Source organism: Mesorhizobium onobrychidis, assembly GCF_024707545.1.
GTDB classification, from domain to species: Bacteria; Pseudomonadota; Alphaproteobacteria; order Rhizobiales; family Rhizobiaceae; genus Mesorhizobium; species Mesorhizobium onobrychidis.
In genome coordinates this window covers 2,813,809-2,831,469 of sequence record NZ_CP062229.1, presented here as the reverse complement: position 1 = coordinate 2,831,469, position 17,661 = coordinate 2,813,809, and the positions used below count along the sequence as shown (strand labels likewise).

The window sequence follows — 17,661 nt, the reverse complement described above, 5'->3', positions numbered from 1 at the left end:
TTCCTTAAAGTACGTTGCTCAGACGACCGTAGAGCAGCTCATCCACACCCTCGGCATAGATGTCGCCCTTGTCGTCGATGCGGAGCGTGTATTGCGGCAGGTTGGCGGTCGACTGCCCCCAGATCTGTTGCCCGCCGGCATCGGCGTCGAAGCGCGAATAGTGGCCGGGGCAATTGAAGGAGTGGTCGTCGGCGTTGTAGTTGAGCGGGAAGCCCTTGTGGGGACACGTGGTCGAGAACCCGACGATGTCGCCGTCAGGACCGGCGCCACCTTCCACTTTCATTCCAAGCTTCAGCAGCACACCGGGCGCGTTCTCATCGGGGTAGCCGACATCGAAAGGCTCGTTTGGTTTCAAGTCGGCTATATTGGCCAACTTGTTCGACGGGTATTCGACCAGTGCCAGACCGGGTGCAGCCTTGGTCTGAGCTTGCGCCGGCAGCGCCACTGCGGTGGCCATGCCGGCGGCGGCGAACGCCCCTCCCCTTAAAAATTGACGACGGCCGACATCGACCAGCTTGTTGCAGCGATCCATGCATTCCTCCCATTGGCGAAATCGTTGCAAGCGGCTTTGCAACGCCTATGCCAACCCGAGGAGCCGCAGATTTCATTCAAGAAACTGCTGTAGGGCCAGCGCCAAGAAGCCTGCACGTTCGGAAATCCGGACATGCTGACTGCCGAAGGTTCAGGAAGTCGAACGTGCCCGATCGGCAACGCCGAGCCGCGTCATCTTCTCCCAAAGGGTCGTTCGGGAGATCGCCAGCAACCCAGCTGCCTTTGCAATTTGACCACCCGTTTCGTCCAGCGCGCGCTCTATCTGCCGCCGCTCGGCGGCATCGCGAACGTCGGCTAGCGGGGCGAATGCCGCGCTTGCGGGCTTTGTTGTCCGTTCCGGGAACAGGTCACCGGGCATGATCCACTCACTGGTCGACAACGCCACCGCCCGCTCAACGCGGTTTCTAAGCTCCCGCACATTTCCGGGCCAGGGATAGGCAAGTGCAGCCTCCTCGGCAAGCGCGCTGAAGCCCCGGATCCGGGTATCGGATCGGGTCACTGCATTCTCAAGGAACCTGTCGAGAAGCCAGGTGATGTCCTCAAGCCGCTCGCGCAGCGGTGGAATCGTCACCGGCAGGACCGCAAGTCGAAAATAGAGATCTTCGCGGAAGCTCGACGGCCCGTCGCGTTGGCCAAGACCACGATGAGTGGCGGAAACGACCCGGGCTCGAAAAGTGCAGGGCGTCTCGCCCCCCACGCGATTGAAACTGCCATCCTCTATGAGCCTGAGCAGTTTTGCCTGAAGCGGCATTGGCATGTCGCCGATCTCATCCAGGAACAACGTGCCCTTTCCGGCCCGCTCGGCATATCCGAGGTGCCGCTGTTGCGCACCGGTAAACGCCCCTTTTTCGTGACCGAAAATCTCGCTTTCCAGTAATTCGGCCGGGATAGCCGCACAGTTCACGGCGATGAACGGCTCTAGGCGCCGAGGTGAAACCTCATGGAGCAGGCGGGCCGCTACTTCTTTCCCGCATCCGGTCTCGCCGGTGATCAGGACAGGCAGATCGTGGCCCGCGTAACGACGCAGCAAGTCTTCGGCATTCTGGATGGCCGGGGACTCGCCGAGGAAATAGCCCTTGAGACGAAGCTGACTATGCGTTGTCCGCCGCGCGGCATCTATGCGCCGCAGGAATTCATCCATCACGAACGGCTTGGTCATGAAATCGACCGCGCCGGATCGCATCAACCGGACAGCTTGGTCAATCTCACCATGGCCGGTCACGAAGATAAAGGGTGGGGAATTCGGCAGATTGGCAAGCTCGCCGAAAACCACTTCGCCGGAAATATCCGGGAGACGGATGTCACAAATCACCAGGTCGAGGGAATCGCAGAGGCCTTCAATTCCGGAGATGGCATCTCGCCCTGATTGCCACCACGTCACTCGCCAGCCCTCGAGCTCGAGACGCTGGACGATCGAGCCGCCCATGACGAGATCGTCCTCGACGAGGCCTATCCGGGCGCGGTCAGGCAGCATGGGCTTTGACGTCCTCGCTGTCGAAGGGAATTGTCAGCGTGACCGCCGTCCCTCCCCCTCTTTTGGCTGCGATACTGGCACGTCCGCCGAGATCGTCAACCACGCGGCGGACCATCCAGAGACCGAGACCACGCCCTGCGCGTACGGCGGGACCGGGATCCTGATCGATGAGAATCCCCGCTATGTCGGCCGGCATTCCGGAGCCCTGGTCACCAATTTCGATGTGCAACCGGTCCTCCGCGCTCACCGCCTTCAGCGAAACCGTCCCGTCTTCTGGAGTGACCGCGCTCGCATTGAGGAGGAGATTGAGGACCGCCTGACGGACCGGACCGCCTCGGATGGGCAACTCCGGCGCACCGTTCCATGCGACGCTCCAATCCAGCCGCTGCCGCTTGCGGCGCAATTCCGGCTTGAGCAACAGACGGACATCATCCAGATCGGCAGCAGTCATAAGGCGCTGTGATCGTTCTGGCCGGTAGGTGGCAAGCGCGGCCTCGACCACGTCCCGAATGCCTGCAAGGCCGCGCTCGATCAGGCTGATCGATGTGTCGCGAACCCCGGGGGTTTCGCCATGGGTCTTCAACGTATCCAGTGCGTTGAACAGGCCGCCAAGCGGATTGTTGATCTCATGCGCCATGCCGGAAGCGAGACGCCCGAGGCTCGACAGCTTCTCTTCCTCGGCGAGCTGCATGGCGAAATTCGCGCGCTCACGCTCGGCATGAACGAGGGCATTGTAGCCGCGGAACAGGCCTGCGACCTCGGAATCCCCGGCCGGGATTTCCCGAGGTGAGATCGGCTCGGCCGCGCCATGCGCTGCAGAGCGCATGTGATCCTCCAACACCCGCATCGGGCCGATCATCTGCCTCACCAGCGCGAAGCCGCCCAGCGCGAACAAGGCCGCAAGGACGCCGTTGGTAATGAGCAGGGTGACCAGAATCTCACGCCGCTCGGCAAAGAGGTGCGAAACATCGAATGTGGCGTGGATCGTCCCGATTGGCTGACCCTGATAGACGAGATCGCGGTGGGCGAACCCGGTCAACTTGGACTTGTCGATCGTGACGACGCCCGGACCATAGCGATTGAGGTAATCCGCCGACAATTCGGAATAAGTCGCGATCCGGTTCGGATCGCTCGCGGCGAGTACCCTGCCGTCTGATCCGGTCACCACGGTTTCGATCGGAGCGAGGGATTTATAGGAGGCCGAGGATCTGTCGAGCGCGTCGAACACCTCCCAGACGTCCGCCCGCAACACGGCCGGCACGACCGCCGACGAAAGACCATCGAGATATGTTTCGGCAAGGCCGTTAAGGAAGCTTTCCTGTGTCCGCGACAGCCGGTTGAGCACTCGCTCGGAAATGGCTGCACTGATGACCACCATAAGCAAAGCCACAAAGACCGGCACGCGGTAGGAGACGGGAATCGATCGGAAACGCCGGAGCAGTTTCATCCAAACTGCCTCACGGTTTCCACCTTGGCGGCAATCGCGTCGAAGAGCGACGGATCGGTTGCCGCGAACCCGTCCAGACGAAGCAGGGCAAGGACTTTCCGACCCTCGGCATCATCCTTCATGGAAATCAAGGCCTGCTGCAGCGCCTTGACGCGTCGATCATTGGAGGCGGACTTCGGCGACGCTATTGGCGGAAAACCCAGCCATTCCGACTTGCGGACGATCCTGGTCTGCTTCACCAAATCCGGCTCGGTCTCGCGCATGACCTCGTAGACGTAGCCGTCTACGCTGCCCGACCGAGCGAGGCCCGAGGCGACGGCCCTGATGACGTTTCGGTGTCCGTAGGTGAAAAAGCTTCGCGCGAAGAAACTGCCGGGAAGCTGGCGGTTCTCCGCGAGAAGTGCCCGCGTCACCAGAAAACCCGAATTCGAATCAGGATCCGAGAACGCATGGACGTCGCCTTTCAATCCGCTCCAGTCATCCACTTTACGACCGGTCGAAGCGATCAGGTACGACTGGTAGAGCGGCTTGCCGTGCCAGACGGGAGCGGCGATAAGGTCGAGATCGGCCTTGAACTGCACGTAGGGGTAGCCGCAGATCCATGCCGACTGAATCTGCCCGGAAGCTAGCAGCGCCGTGATTTCCTGGTACGTGCGGCGCGTGACGAGCTCGATCTGGCCACCGATCTTGGCGCCCAGATAGCTGCGCAGATGGCCAAGCAATTCGAGATCGTTGGAGAGGAAGACCGGCGTCAGGCCGAATTTGAAACTCTCTTCTTCGGCACGGAGGACAACGGGAGCGAATAGGGTCGCCGCACCCGAAACAGCGGCCGCAATCAGATCGCGCCGTGTGATCGGAACGCCGTCGGTGGCCCTGTGCGGGTTGCCTAGGTTCCTCAAGAATCGCCTCCCGACCGGAGTGAGAGGGTGTCCGGTCGACCCGATCATATCCGAAAATCTAGAAGTCTAGGAACTGCAAAAGCGGAACCGGATTTTGGAGCGAACCGATGCATGCCGTCTGGGATGCATCGGGCCGATTGACTCAGTTGTGGCGGATTTCCGTTCCCAGCACCTTCAGGCATTCGCGGATGAACGCGGCAAGTGCGGTCCAGCCCTTTGCCGAGACCATCGTTCCGTCGACATAGGCCTCAGTCGGGGACAGGTCGATATAGGTTCCACCGGCGAGGGTCACTTCCGGCTCGCAGGCAGCCAGCGCACCTACTTTCTTGCCACGCACGACGCCGTCGACCGCGATCAGGATCTGGACGCCATGGCAGATCGTAAAGATCGGCTTCTTGTTTTCGTGGAAATGGCGGACTATCGCCTGCACGCGCTTATCCGTGCGGATGTACTCGGGGCCACGACCGCCCGCGCAATACACGGCATGATACTGGTCGAGCTGTTTTTCCGCCTCCGAAAAGGTCTTGTTCAGCAAAGCATAGTGGCCGGGTTTTTCGGTGTAGGTTTGGTCACCTTCGAAATCGTGAAGCGACGTCTTGATCAGGTCTCCAGCGTTCTTGTCAGGGCAGACAACGTGGACGATGTGGCCGACGGCCTCCATCGCCTGCTGATAGACGAAGATCTCATATTCTTCGGTAAACTCACCGGTCAACATCAGTATTTTCTTGCCTGGCATGGTCGGTTCCTCGTTTGTGAATGGAAGGGTTTTGTGAATGGAAGTCGGGCGGGCATTGCACTCGCCCGGCGGCGCGGGTCTCAGAAAAGGGGATCCGGGATGTCCCGGGCGTTTGCTTGCGTGATCGACGGTGCGTCCAACTTGACGGCGCCGCTTCCGACGCGGACGGTGACGGACATCGTGGACAGTCTCAATCGAACGCCAGCAGCAAACGATCACGAGAATGCTCGATATGACGGCGCATCGCCTGTTCCGCCGCAGCGGGATCGGAGGCAGCGAAGGCGGCCAGGATGGCCTCATGCTCGTCGAGCGCTTCCTCGGTGACGCGCGAATGGAACATCAGGCGGAAGATGTGGAAGTGCGTATGCTGGAACGCGAGAGTCTCGCGCACGAGATCATTGTTTGCAAATTCCATGATCCTGTCGTGGAAAATGGCGTCCTGCCGCGCAAAGTTGGAGTAACGCAGGCGTTCATCCTTGCCCTCGCGGCGCGCCATGCCCCCTGCGGACTCCCGAAGCACCGCAAGTTTCGTCTCATCCATCAATGCGGCTGCTTTGGCCGCCCCATGCGGCTCGAGCAGCAGGCGAAGCTCATAGAGTTCGTCAAATCGGCGCTTGGTTATCTGCGGCGCGGCGCGGTAGCCGATCAAATGTGTCTTCAGCACAAGGCCTTCGCCTTCGAGGCGGCCAAGCGCTTCACGGATTGGCGTGTGGGATACATCCAGTTCCTTGACCAGACTGTCGACGGTGATCCGTGAGCCAGGCGCGATCTTCAGCGACATGAGTTGCGCGAAAATCGCTTCATAGACGTCCTCCACCAGGCTGTTGGATCGCTGGATGCGTCCGCTAACGGGGCCGACTTCTCGGGCATTGCTTAAGTTCGTGACCTGCATCTTTGCCTCTTGACAGGATCACTGGCTAACACGAAGCTTCGTTCAATACAATCCTATATCCTATACGATTTAATAGAGGATATTTTTCGAGCCTCAACGAGCTTTCGCTTTCCACTCGCAACATCATCGAGAGACGCTGAACATGGCCTTTTCGCTGCAATAAGGCTGCCGCGTGAAATCCTCTTCGGGAAGGGCCAGCGCCATGTCATTCCAACCGTTGCGGCCAGGCTGGGCCGTCGCGCTCTTGTCTGTACGGACGAGCGCTTTGCCGCAACCGTCGCCTTCGCAGAGATCATGGCGGCGCTCGAGGGCGCATCGATCGATGTGCTGGTGCACAATCGTGTGCAGCCCGATGTGCCGCGCGACACGGTTGCCGTCTGCGTCGAGGAGGCGCGGGATTTTGCGCCCGACATGGTGATCGGCATCGGCGGCGGCAGTTGTCTCGACATGGCCAAATGCGCCGCGTTGCTCATCAGTCACGGCGGCCTGCTCCAGGATTACTACGGCGAGTTCAAGGTGCCTGGTCCGACGCTGCCGCTGATCGCGGTGCCGACAACGGCCGGCACCGGCTCGGAAGTGACCCCTGTCGCGGTGATCTCCGATCCGGATCGCACCATGAAGGTCGGCATCTCCAGCCCGCATCTGATCGCGGCAGCCGCCATCTGCGACCCGGAACTGACGATGACATGTCCCCCGGGGCTGACGGCGATCGCGGGCGCAGACGCGCTGACCCATGCGGTCGAGGCTTTTACCGCCGCCAGGCGCGGCACTGACCCCGGCCTGCCGCAACAGCATGTCTTCATCGGCAAGAGCGCGCTGACCGATCATTTTGCGCTGCTCGCGATCAAGCTGCTTGGCCGCAGTCTCGAGAAAGCCTACCGCGACCCCGCCGACGAGGACGCTCGCGCCGATGTGATGATGGGCGCGCTTGCAGCCGGCTGTGCGTTCGGTACGGCCGGAACTGCGGCGGCGCACGCGGTGCAATATCCGGTCGGTGCCCTTACCCACACCGCTCACGGGCTGGGTGTCGCGACCATGCTGCCGTATGTCATGAAGTACAACCGGGCCGCCGCGGCCGCCGAGATGACCGAGATCGGCCTTGCCCTTGGTCTCGACGGGAGGGACCGGAGTACCGGTGAGATGGCCGACGCGATGATCGACGAGATCGGCCGGCTGTTTGGAGCGATCGGGATCACGCCTACGCTGGCCAAGCTCGGGCTTCCCGCCGACAAGCTCGATTGGACGGCCGAACAGGCGCTCGGCATTGACCGTCTCATCAAGAACAATCCGCGTCTATTCGATCTGGCAGCCATGCGGGGCCTGATCCAGGCTGCCTATGATGGCGACCTCGCCGCCTGTGTCATGTGAGCAATCGAGGAGCAGGCCATGAACATATCTCATCAGGTGCTCGGGGACGATCAGGACACTGCCGACTTCCATAGATTCTCCCACGGCTTGTATATCGGCGGCCAATGGAGGCAATCCGCCGAAGGCACGGAAATCCAGGTCGTGGACCCTTCCACGGAAGCGGTGATCGCCGCCGTTCCCGATGCGACGATCGAAGATGCCGCGGCCGCCGTGGAGGCTGCGGCCAAGGCCGCCGATGGCTGGCGCACAACGGCACCCCGCAAGCGTTCCGAAATCCTCAGACGTTGCTTCGAGCTGATGACGCAACGTTCCGAGACGCTGGCAACACTGATCTCGCTGGAAAACGGCAAGGCACTCCGGGACGCGCGTGGCGAAATCGCCTATGCTGCGGAATTCTTTCGCTGGAATGCCGAGGAAGCCGTTCGCATCACCGGTGAATTCGGGATGGCGCCTTCCGGCACGAACAGGATCGTGGTCGACTACGAGCCCATCGGCATCTGCGTGCTTGTCACACCATGGAACTTCCCTGCCGCCATGGCGACGCGCAAGATCGCGCCCGCCTTGGCTGCCGGGTGCACGGTAATTTTGAAGCCAGCCAGCGAGACCCCGCTGACGGCCTATGCGCTTGCCGCGCTCTACCAGGAAGCAGGCGTTCCGCCAGGTGTGGTGAACGTTCTGACAACCTCCAATCCCGGCCCTTTGACGGCTGCGATGCTGGCCGATCCGCGCGTGCGGAAACTCTCCTTTACCGGCTCGACGGGAGTCGGGCGCGTTCTGCTGGCCGAGGCCGCAAAGCACGTGGTTTCGTGTTCGATGGAACTTGGCGGCAACGCGCCATTCCTTGTGTTCGATGACGCGGACCTCGACGCGGCGGTCGATGGGGCGATGGTGGCGAAGATGCGCAACGCCGGCGAGGCCTGCACGGCTGCAAACCGCATCTATGTCCAGTCTGGCGTTTACGATGCCTTTGGCGAAAGCCTCGCCAGGCGGATGTCGGCACTCAAGATCGGCGCTGGCACTGACGCGGCCACGGAGTGCGGGCCGATGATCACCAGGAAGGCCGTCGACAAGATCGACCGTCTGGTCAACGATGCTGTCGCCCGTGGCGCGCGGGTGCTGTGCGGGGGCAAGGCAGGCTCGGGAACGGGATACTACTATCCGCCGACCGTGCTCTGCGACGTCCCGGCCGAGGCGGAGATGGCGCACGAGGAAATTTTTGGGCCGGTGGCGCCGATCTCGAGATTCGAAACGGAAGCCGACGTCATCGCGCGCGCCAACGACACCGAATACGGTCTTGCCGCCTACATCTACACGCGCGATCTTGCGCGTGGAATGCGGGTGGCATCCAAGATCGAAGCCGGGATGATCGCTCTCAACCGCGGCTTGATGTCCGATCCGGCAGCACCCTTCGGCGGGGTCAAGCAGAGCGGCCTCGGCCGCGAGGGCGGCCAGCATCACGGCATTGCCGAGTTCATGGAGGCGAAATACCTCGCCATCAGCATCTGAGCGGAGGAAGAGTGCAAAGCGATCCGTTTCGCATCCGCGACCACGTCGCGGATTTTGACAAAATCGTGCAGGACATCGTTCACCGCAGCGAGGCCGTTCGCGCAACCATTCCAATGACTGCCGACGTTGCCTATGGGCCGGATCAGACCGAAACCATCGACCTGTTCTTTCCCTCGGGCAAAAGAAGCGACCTGCCGGTGCACATGTTTATCCATGGCGGCTACTGGAGAATGTTCTCCAAGCGCGACTACTCATACGTGGCGACGACGATTACCCAGGCGGGTGCGATTGCCGTCATCGTCGACTATGCTCTGATGCCCAAGGTCAGGATGGCTACGATCGTCGAGCAGGTGCGCCGCGCCAAGCAGTGGGTTCTGGACAATATCCATGACTGGGGCGGAGACCCCGCAAACCTGACTGTTAGCGGTCATTCGGCCGGAGCACATCTTTCAACATTTCTGTTCAACAGCGAGCATACCCCCTCGAATGTGCGGGCAGCCCTTCTGCTCGGCGGGCTCTACGATTTGAAACCGCTCCAGAACTCCTTTCTCGCCAACGAGATTGGAATCACCGATGAGGAAGTCGCCATGCTTACACCTCTTGCCTATCGGCATGATCCTCAAACCAAGGCGACGGTTCTGGTCGGAGCCAATGAGACGCCGCCTTTCCATCAGCAAGCAGATCAATTCAAAGAGCACCTGCTGCAGCAGGGTTCGCCGGTAACGTCGCTTGTTCTCACGAACCGCAACCACATGGACAGTGTCAGAGATCTCGGCGTGCCTGAGAGCCAGGCGGGGGATTGCCTGACGAACCTGATTGCCAACGACAGCCGCTAACCCTTCCTGCAGACACGCCGGCCATGGCGGCTTAACCGCAATGCCGTCTGCATCCAATCGGGCAGTAGCTGGAGACGGACGCGCCCTCTTTGGCTCATCATGATATGAAAATATGTCGCTGGTCGGAATTGCTCCGCCAGTGACACCCGTCAGACCGCCCTGAGATACTCGACCCATTGCGGGGTCTGCATCACCGAGCGCGCGCGCATATATTTCCACGCCCCGTATTTGTAGAAATCGAAATCGAGCGCCGATACGACGTTTTGCACCATCGCCCAGGTTCCCCACTTCACATCGGCGAGCACCTTGTGCACGACCAGGCGAGCTTTCAACCGTGGATCGAACCTGCCGAAATATTCCTCGATGACCTCGGCCTCGACCGCATCGGAGAAGAACATTTCTCCGCACCAGATGCCGAGTTCGTAACAGCGGTCGTTGTTTGCCGCATACTCGTAATCGATCAGCATCATCGACCGGTCGGGCGCGATCATGAAGTTCCCGGGCATCGGATCGTTGAAGCACGGCACCAGGTCGATACCCGAAGCCTCGAGCGCCGCCCGCGCCAGCCGGTACTGGCGATGCAGCCAGACAAAATCCGCGGGCAGTGCGCCTCCGAGCTCACGCACCTGGTCGACATGCTCGTCGATCATGTCGAAGACGGTCTTGGTCAGCGACAGCAGGCCCGAATCGTTGAAGCGCCGGTAGAGACCCAGCACCGAGCGGCGCACATCCGGGTCGAGGAAATCGCGGTTGGTACAGGAGCGCCGTCCCTCCATGAAATCGGCGATCTCGACGCCGCGTTCGTCCAGATAGCCGTAGACCGCGGGTCCGATACCGAGCGAGTGCGCGCGCCGGCTCGCCTCCGCCGCCGCTTTTCGATCAATGAACATCTCGGTGCCCCGGCCCGGAACCTTCACGAAATAGCTCCCTGACTGTCCCGCAATGCGAACGCGCCAGTTGGAATTGCTGATGCCGCCATGCACCGGCCCGTAGCGGAGATCGCGGCCGCTCCATGGTTCGACGGCACAGATGACGGCCTCGATCTCCCGCTCGGCTTCGCTCACCGCCTCGCCCGGCCGCTTCTCAACCATGTACAGCCTCCTTGCAGCCGCTCAAAGCCGTCTCAACTTCAGTTCGAAGTCCGGATGGCGAAGGGCCATCCGGCAGCGCAGCAGGCGCCACTGCGCGTATTTCAGAAACTCGATGTCGCCGCGCGGCGATATCGAGTTCATGAGCATCCCCCAGAGCCCCCACATCAGATCGTCCGCAACCGCATAGGCACGGCAGCGGTCGAGGGAAGCCTGACGGAAAGAGCCCTCGAACACCTCAAGCGCCGGCCGCATCTCTTCTTCGAAGGGAAAGGCCTCGTTGAGCAAAATGCCGATCTCGTAGAAGGGATCGACATTACGGGCGTCGTCGAAATCGACGAGCTGAACCGCCCCGTCTTGACTTATCATGACGTTGGAGGCGAGGCCGTCGGCGTGGCTCGGCCGGACATCGTAACCCGCAGCCGTAATCGCGCGCTCGATCTCGCCGACGCCGTCGAGCATCCACCAAAGCTCATCCGGGCGGTCGACGCCAGCGGCTTGGCAGGCGTTGTCCAGCACCCGGATCCTATCGAATACCGTCCAGGACAAAGCGAATGGCCGCGCCCCGTGGATCGCCTTTTTGAGCGCGATGACCTGTTCCATCACGTCCGCCCGTCGCAGATCGTCCATGCGCGCTGTTTTCCAACCGGGCGGCAGGAGATCGAAGACGATCGCGTCGGCGTCTCGCGCAAAGTGCCGCGGACCTGGCGTGCAGCCCAGTCCGGCCGCGATGGAGGCGGCTTCAAATACGGCTTCCAGATCGACGAACGCCTTCTGATCGGAGTTCACAATCTTCAGGAAATAGGCCGGAGACGGCTGGTCGACCGCCACCAGCCATGCTTCGCTGTCGACGCCGCGATGCGAGGGCGATGCGATACCCGGAGGAGCTGAGGTATAACCGATCTGTTTTCCCGTCCAGTCGGCAACAGCGATGAGCGCCGCCTCGGCACTTACTTCCGCGGGGGTGGAGGCTTCGCCGATCGTCTTCATCGTCTGGCCCTTCAGTTCTTCAGGACGTTGCCGTCGACGCAGAACCGCCACAGCATCCCCGCGAGCAGTTCCGTCCCCAGGAGCCGGTCCTCGGGCGTGGTAAACTCCGTTGGATGGTGGATGACACCGCCGACGCTCGGCACCCCGATGACGATCGCCGGCGTCACCGCCGACATGCTGACGGCGTCGTGCCCACCGATCGTATCGAGCCGCAGCACGGTTTGCCCGAGCGATTTGGCGGTCTGTTCGGCCAGATCGATCAGCCCGGCGTCGAATTCTCCCGCCCGCCTCCGGTCTATGGATCGGACTTCGAATGACACGCGTGCGCGCGCAGCGCAGGCTGCGATCTTCTCCTTCAGTTCCGCTTCGGCCGACGCCAGAAGCTCGGCGCTTCCCGACCGCAGTTCGATGAACATCACCGCCTCTGCCGGCACCACGTTCGGCGAATTCGGATGGACTTCCAACCGCGCCGCCGAGGTGTGCAGATCCTGGCCGGCCTTGTCGGCCATGTCCCTGAGTTCGGCGATCAGAATGGCGGCAGCGAGCAGCGCGTCCTGCCGCTCGGCCATCGGAGTCGGGCCGGTGTGGGCCTGCCGACCGAGATAGGCGAGGCGATATTTGACGGCACCCCAGAAACGAGTGAATGCCCCGATCCGCAGGCCGGCCTTCTCGAGGTGGGCCGAACCCTCGATGTGGATCTCGATCAGGGCGTCCGGCACCACGCCAGCGGCCTTGCCCGCATAGCCAATTTCCGACAGCGCCTCGGCCACCGACACGCCGGAGCCGTCCCGGCGCGCGAGCGCGAAATCCAGGTCGATCTCGCCGGAATTGACGCTGCTGCCAAGCAGGCTCGGCTGGAATCGCGCACCTTCCTCGTTGGTCCAGTTGACGATGACGAAGTTGCATTTCGGAGTGATGCCGGTTTCGGCCACCCGGCGCCGGATCGCCTCTATCGCGCTGCAGGCGGCGATCACCCCATAGGCGCCGTCGAAACGGCCACCATTCGGCTGACTGTCGAGATGCGACCCGCACATGATGCAGGGCGCATCCTTGCCGGCCCAGTTGAGAAATCCGTACATGTTGCCGATCGCGTCGACCTCAAGGCGCAGACCTTCCTGCGCAAACCATGCAGCCAACCAGTCGCGTGCCAGTCCATCCTCGCGGGACAGGGTCAGTCGCATCATCGAGCCGTCCGGACCACCGCCGAAGGCGGAAACCTCATCCATCATCCGATGGAGGGCTTCGGCGTCGATGCCGGGGAAGGCCGACGGGTCCTTGCGAATTTCAAGCATAGAGCACCTTTACCTGTGCCTGATCCATTTGCGCGGCGAAGTCCGCCTTGAGCGGAGCGTCGGTGATCAGGATGTCGACGTCCCGGAATTCGTATGTACAGATGGAGCCCTGCCGGCCGAACTTGCTGCTGTCCGCCAGCATGACGCACTGTTTGGAGTGCTTTCGCAGCGCACGGCGAATGTTCGCCTCGTCCTGTCCGAGGTCCATGAAGCCGAACCTGCTGTCGACGGTTGCAATGCTGACGAAGGCGATGTCGAACAGGTGCCGCGTGACGAGATCGACCGGATCCTGACCCATGAAGGCCCGGTAGCTCGCCCTGACGTCGCCGCCGACCGCCACGAGATTGGGATGTCCGGCATCGGCGAGCAGCGCGACGATGTCGAGCGAGTTGGTGTAGACGGTGATATCAGGCCAGTTCCTCAGATGCTTGGCGAAGGCCAGCGTCGTCGTGCCCGTGTCGACGAAGATCTTGATATGGTCCCTGAGCAGGGTCGCCGCGCATTCGGCGATGCGCGCCTTCTCGCGCGCATTCAGCCGCATCCGGTCGGCGATGGGCTCGTCGGCGTCCGGGCGCGGCTTGACGCCACCGCCATAGATGCATCGCAGGTGCCCCTCGAGTTCCAGTCGCTTCAGGTCGCGACGCACCGTTTCCCGGCTGACATGGAAATGCTCGGCGAGTGCCTGCACCGATACGCGCCCGTGCTTCTCGAGTTCGGCAAGTGCGTGTTGCAAGCGATCTTCAGGATCGCTCATGCGGATTTCGCTTCCATCGGTATGTTCCTCCCCGTTTTTTCTTGTTCATCATGCGGCGGCGCGGGCCCCCTGTCTTTCAACGAGGAAGCAGGCCGCCAACTCGCGGTGATTTCGCGCCGTCAGCGTCGGGCTCTCGGCATGGCACCTGTCGAAGGCATGCGGACAGCGGCTGGCGAAACTGCAACCCGGCGGCAGGTCGATCGGGCTCGGCGGCTCGCCTTCGAGCAGGCAGTCCTCCGGCTTGTAGCGGCGCTCCTCCAGTGTCGGAACCGCGCTCAACAGCGCCTTCGTGTACGGATGCCCGGGATCGAAGAAAAGACGCTCATTGTGGGCGATCTCGACCACCTCGCCGAGATACATCACGGCAACCCGGTTGCAGACGCGGCGGACCATTGCAAGGTCATGCGAAATGAACACGTAGGTCAGGCCGTGCTGGGCCTGCAGTTTTTCGAACAGTGCCAGCAAGCGGAACTGCTCGGTCTGATCAAGCGACGACAGCGTCTCGTCCATGATGAGCACTTTTGGCTCGAGCACCATGGCGCGGGCGACATTGACGCGTTGGCGTTGGCCGGCGCTGAGCCCAAGCGGCAACTCATCGTAGAGGTTCGCGGGAAGCTCGACCTCGGCCATGACCGCCAGGACGCGTTCGCGTATCTCCTTCGCATTGCGCATGCCGTGCACACGCAGCGGATCCTCCAGGATCGCGCCGATCGATGTCCGCGGCGGCAGCGAGTTGAACGGATCCTGCAGCACCAGCTGAAAATCGCGCCGGAACTTCAGCAGCGTCTTGCCCCTCAGTTTCGAGAGATCCTGGCCATCGCAGATGACGCTGCCGCTGTCCGGAAACTCCAGGCGGCTGAGAAGCCGCATCAGGGTGGACTTGCCGCAGCCGGACTCGCCGACCACGCCGAAATTCTCACCCGGCATGACGTCGAAGGTGACGTTGCGCACGGCGCGGACCTCGCTGTGGGCCGCGAAGGTTCCCCGTCTGCGGACACGGTAGGTGCGGGTAGCGTCACGTATGCTGATCGTTGGCCTGGCCGCGTTCGGTGTACGTGGAACCGCGACCGCTTCGCTCGTCCAGATTTTCGGTATCTGGCTGATCAACTGCAGCGTATAGGGATGCTGCGGCGCGTCGATGAGCCGCTGCGGGGTGTTGCGCTCAACGATCCTGCCTTCGGACAGCACCAGAACCTGATCGGCTGCTTCCTTGACCATCGGCAGCGAAGAGGAAACGAACACCACCGCGGTGTCGAAACGCTCCGTCAACTCGCGCATCAGACGCAGGACCTGCGCCGCGACTGTCACGTCGAGCGGCTGGGTGACGTTGTCGGCAACGAGGAAAGCAGGATTGCTGATCAAAGCGTCGACGATCAGTGCGCGCTGCATCATGCCGCCGCTGAATTGCGAGGGGTACTCGTCGAAACGCAATCGTGGCGAGGGAATGCGTACCGCTCCAAGAAGGTCGATGACCCGCTTGCGGGCCTCCGAGGAATCGATGCCGGGCACTACGGCGCTGAGCTTCTCGACGATCTGGCGGCCGACCGGCAAAGTGGGATCCAGCGCTCCCATGGGATTGGCACCGACATAGGCGATCTCCCTGCGCAGCAGGCGCATCCGTCCGTCGGCCAGGTCGAGGATGTTCTGCGACTTGTACTCGACCGAGCCGGACGAGATGCGCAGCGGCGGGTCGATCCAGTTGACCAGGGCTCGTGCCAGAACGGTCTTGCCCGAACCGCTGGCCCCGATGATGCCGACGATTTCACGCGGGGCGAGATCGAAACTCACATCGGAGACGACCGGCCGGGCGCCCGCGCCCGTACCCACTTCCACGCCGAGATTTTTAACCGACAGGACCGGGCTGCTGTTCACGACACGCCTCCGTAGATCCGGTTGCGGGCCCGCTCGAGCGAGGCGCCCATGAGGTTGATGCTGGTCAGGGTAAGGCACAGGAACACCCCCGGCATGGTGGCGATCCACCATGCATTGAGCAGGTATTTCCTGCCATCGGCGATGATGTTGCCGAAGGTCGGCGTCGGAGGCTGCACGCCGAGGCCGATGAAGCCGAGGATCGACTCGAAGATCATCATGCGCGCTACGTCGAGCACCGACACGAAGATGATCGGCGGCAGCACCAGCGGCGCGAGCAGCCAGATCATGATGCGAAAATCCGAAGCGCCGCTGACCTGGGCGGCACGCACATATTCGCTCTTGCGTTCGGTCATCACGACGCTGCGCGTGACGCGGGCATAGACCGGCCAGCTCGAAAGGCCGAGGACCAGGATGATCGCCGGAATCGTCGGCCGCGATACCCCCAGAACGGTGATCGCGAGGATGATCATTGGGATGGAGAGCTGCGCGTCGGTGATCCGCATGATCACCATGTCGATCCTGCCGCCATAGTAGCCGGCGAGCGTGCCGAGCGAGCAGCCGATGATCAGCATCACCACCACGGTGGACAGGCCGATCAGCAGGGAATAGCGCAATCCCACCAGACTGCGCACGAGCATGTCGCGACCGATCTGATCGGTGCCGAGCGGTGCAGCCCAGTTCCATTTGTCGCCAAGGAAGGGCGGCGCCTGCAAACGGCCGGCGACGTTCATCTTGGTGGGGTCGATGCCGCTCAAGGCCGGGTAGAGCAGCGCCGCGAGACCCAGTACGGCGAAGATCACGAGGCCGACCCGGAACTCGTTCGACGCGAGCGCCGCCTTCCATATCCGCCGGGACAGCGAAGCGCCGCGCTGCGCTTCCGGCGCCGTCGCTTTCAGTCTCAGGCTGGTTTCTACGACGTTCATCAGTATTCCAGTCTCGGATCGATCAGGGTCGCGATCAGATCGACCGCGATGTTGATCAGGACGAAGATGGCGCTGGTGACGATCGCGATGCCCTGAATCAGCGGAAAGTCGCGCTGCAGCACGGCGTTGATGGTCAGAAGGCCCAGTCCGGGATAGTCGAAGATGAATTCGATGACGAGCACGCCGCCGAGCAGGCCGCTGATCTGGATGCCGAGGAGATTGAGCAGCGGAACCGAGGCGTTGCGCAGCGCATGCGCGAAGATGATCCGACGCTGGCTGAGCCCGCGCACGCGGCCGACTGCAATGAACGGCATCATCATTGCCGAGGAAATCGAGCCGGTCAGCGTCCGGATAAGAACCGGCGAAAGTTCGACAGCCAGCACGATTGCCGGCAGGATAGTGTAGGCAAAGCCCTTGTAGCCGATCGCCGGCAGCCAGCCGAGCTTCACGGACAGCAGCAGCGCAAGCACGATGCCGAGCCAAAAACCCGGCAGGGGTATAAAGATCGACGACACGTAAAAAGCGACCCTGTCCGGCCATCGTCCAGGAGACAATCCGGCCGGGATGCCGACCAGGAACGAAAAGAGCATCGCGAACACGATCGCCAGAAAGGCGAGTTGCAGCGTCATCGGCAGGGTCTCGCCGATAAGGGTGAGCACGTCGGCGCGCTCGCCGCGCGTGGCATCCCCGAAACTAGATCCGCCGGTCGAAGCGCCGCTGGCCGGCCGAACGAACGACTGGCCGAGGTCGCCCCTGACGACACCGCTCATGTAGCGCCCGAATTGAACCAGCACCGGGTCGCGAAGCCCCATCTCCTCGGCGATCTGCTCGATCAGCGCCTCGGGCGCCATTCCGCCCGCCATCAGCCGGACGGGATCGCCCGGAACGAGCCGAAGCAGGGTGAAAATCAGCAGCGTTACAAGAAAAATGATCAGCGCACCCTGGGCCAGGCGGCGGACAAGAAAGCTAATGATGAACATTCCATCTCCTGCGGCGAACGAAGCCCGAGGACTGGTTGCCGGCAGCCGAGTT

At 62.1% G+C, this 17,661-nt stretch carries 16 protein-coding genes; 3 read left to right on the top strand and 13 right to left on the bottom strand.

The genetic code is table 11. From position 1 onward, the window contains the following. Window positions 1-4 precede the first annotated feature (4 nt). The 6 genes from IHQ72_RS14090 to IHQ72_RS14065 form a co-directional block, all read right to left on the bottom strand. Window positions 5-532 (bottom strand): arsenate reductase (azurin) small subunit, encoded by a 528-nt coding sequence (locus tag IHQ72_RS14090; protein WP_258122977.1) that lies wholly within the window; start codon window positions 530-532, stop codon window positions 5-7. 150 nt (window positions 533-682) lie between these two features. After that, window positions 683-2,026, bottom strand: coding sequence for a sigma-54-dependent transcriptional regulator (locus tag IHQ72_RS14085; RefSeq protein WP_258122976.1), 1,344 nt, complete (start codon window positions 2,024-2,026; stop codon window positions 683-685). Next, window positions 2,016-3,473: a sensor histidine kinase gene (locus tag IHQ72_RS14080; protein WP_258122975.1), complete on the bottom strand. Its 1,458-nt coding sequence runs from the start codon at window positions 3,471-3,473 to the stop codon at window positions 2,016-2,018. Before IHQ72_RS14080 ends, IHQ72_RS14085 begins: the two co-directional genes overlap by 11 nt. Beyond that, window positions 3,470-4,372, bottom strand: a complete 903-nt coding sequence (locus IHQ72_RS14075; protein ID WP_258122974.1) for a substrate-binding domain-containing protein — start codon at window positions 4,370-4,372, stop codon at window positions 3,470-3,472. Before IHQ72_RS14075 ends, IHQ72_RS14080 begins: the two co-directional genes overlap by 4 nt. A 142-nt stretch (window positions 4,373-4,514) precedes the next feature. Continuing rightward, entirely contained in the window at window positions 4,515-5,108 is a 594-nt protein-coding gene (locus IHQ72_RS14070) for a DJ-1/PfpI family protein (RefSeq protein WP_029350441.1), read from the bottom strand. Window positions 5,109-5,298: 190 nt separating this feature from the next. Beyond that, the gene (locus IHQ72_RS14065; protein WP_258122973.1) at window positions 5,299-6,000 is read right to left on the bottom strand and encodes a GntR family transcriptional regulator; all 702 of its coding nucleotides are present in this window, start codon (window positions 5,998-6,000) and stop codon (window positions 5,299-5,301) included. Window positions 6,001-6,159: 159 nt separating this feature from the next. Between IHQ72_RS14065 and IHQ72_RS14060 the strand changes: the two genes are divergently transcribed. Genes IHQ72_RS14060 through IHQ72_RS14050 form a run of 3 tightly spaced genes read left to right on the top strand, consistent with a single transcriptional unit; the run spans window position 6,160 to window position 9,710 of the window. Beyond that, the gene (locus IHQ72_RS14060; RefSeq protein ID WP_258123832.1) at window positions 6,160-7,368 is read left to right on the top strand and encodes an iron-containing alcohol dehydrogenase; all 1,209 of its coding nucleotides are present in this window, start codon (window positions 6,160-6,162) and stop codon (window positions 7,366-7,368) included. An 18-nt stretch (window positions 7,369-7,386) separates the two neighbouring features. Next, entirely contained in the window at window positions 7,387-8,874 is a 1,488-nt protein-coding gene (locus IHQ72_RS14055; RefSeq protein ID WP_258122972.1) for an NAD-dependent succinate-semialdehyde dehydrogenase, read from the top strand. 11 nt (window positions 8,875-8,885) lie between these two features. Continuing rightward, the gene (locus tag IHQ72_RS14050) at window positions 8,886-9,710 is read left to right on the top strand and encodes an alpha/beta hydrolase (protein WP_258122971.1); all 825 of its coding nucleotides are present in this window, start codon (window positions 8,886-8,888) and stop codon (window positions 9,708-9,710) included. 149 nt (window positions 9,711-9,859) lie between these two features. Here the strand turns inward: IHQ72_RS14050 and IHQ72_RS14045 are convergent, their stop codons facing one another. The 7 genes from IHQ72_RS14045 to IHQ72_RS14015 are packed head-to-tail and all read right to left on the bottom strand — an operon-like array spanning window position 9,860 to window position 17,609. Next, entirely contained in the window at window positions 9,860-10,801 is a 942-nt protein-coding gene (locus IHQ72_RS14045) for a choline/ethanolamine kinase family protein (RefSeq protein WP_258122970.1), read from the bottom strand. 21 nt (window positions 10,802-10,822) lie between these two features. Beyond that, window positions 10,823-11,788 carry an aminoglycoside phosphotransferase family protein gene (locus tag IHQ72_RS14040; protein ID WP_258122969.1) on the bottom strand — a complete coding sequence of 322 codons (966 nt, stop codon included), beginning with the start codon at window positions 11,786-11,788 and terminating at the stop codon, window positions 10,823-10,825. 11 nt (window positions 11,789-11,799) lie between these two features. After that, window positions 11,800-13,080 (bottom strand): Zn-dependent hydrolase, encoded by a 1,281-nt coding sequence (locus tag IHQ72_RS14035; RefSeq protein ID WP_258122968.1) that lies wholly within the window; start codon window positions 13,078-13,080, stop codon window positions 11,800-11,802. Further along, a complete protein-coding gene (locus IHQ72_RS14030; RefSeq protein ID WP_258122967.1) occupies window positions 13,073-13,834 on the bottom strand; it encodes a DeoR/GlpR family DNA-binding transcription regulator in 762 nt (253 codons plus the stop codon). Before IHQ72_RS14030 ends, IHQ72_RS14035 begins: the two co-directional genes overlap by 8 nt. Before the next feature lie 48 nt (window positions 13,835-13,882). Further along, a complete protein-coding gene (locus tag IHQ72_RS14025; RefSeq protein WP_258122966.1) occupies window positions 13,883-15,706 on the bottom strand; it encodes a dipeptide ABC transporter ATP-binding protein in 1,824 nt (607 codons plus the stop codon). Then, window positions 15,703-16,629: an ABC transporter permease gene (locus IHQ72_RS14020; RefSeq protein ID WP_258122965.1), complete on the bottom strand. Its 927-nt coding sequence runs from the start codon at window positions 16,627-16,629 to the stop codon at window positions 15,703-15,705. Before IHQ72_RS14020 ends, IHQ72_RS14025 begins: the two co-directional genes overlap by 4 nt. Beyond that, entirely contained in the window at window positions 16,629-17,609 is a 981-nt protein-coding gene (locus IHQ72_RS14015) for an ABC transporter permease (protein WP_258122964.1), read from the bottom strand. Before IHQ72_RS14015 ends, IHQ72_RS14020 begins: the two co-directional genes overlap by 1 nt. Window positions 17,610-17,661 lie beyond the last annotated feature (52 nt).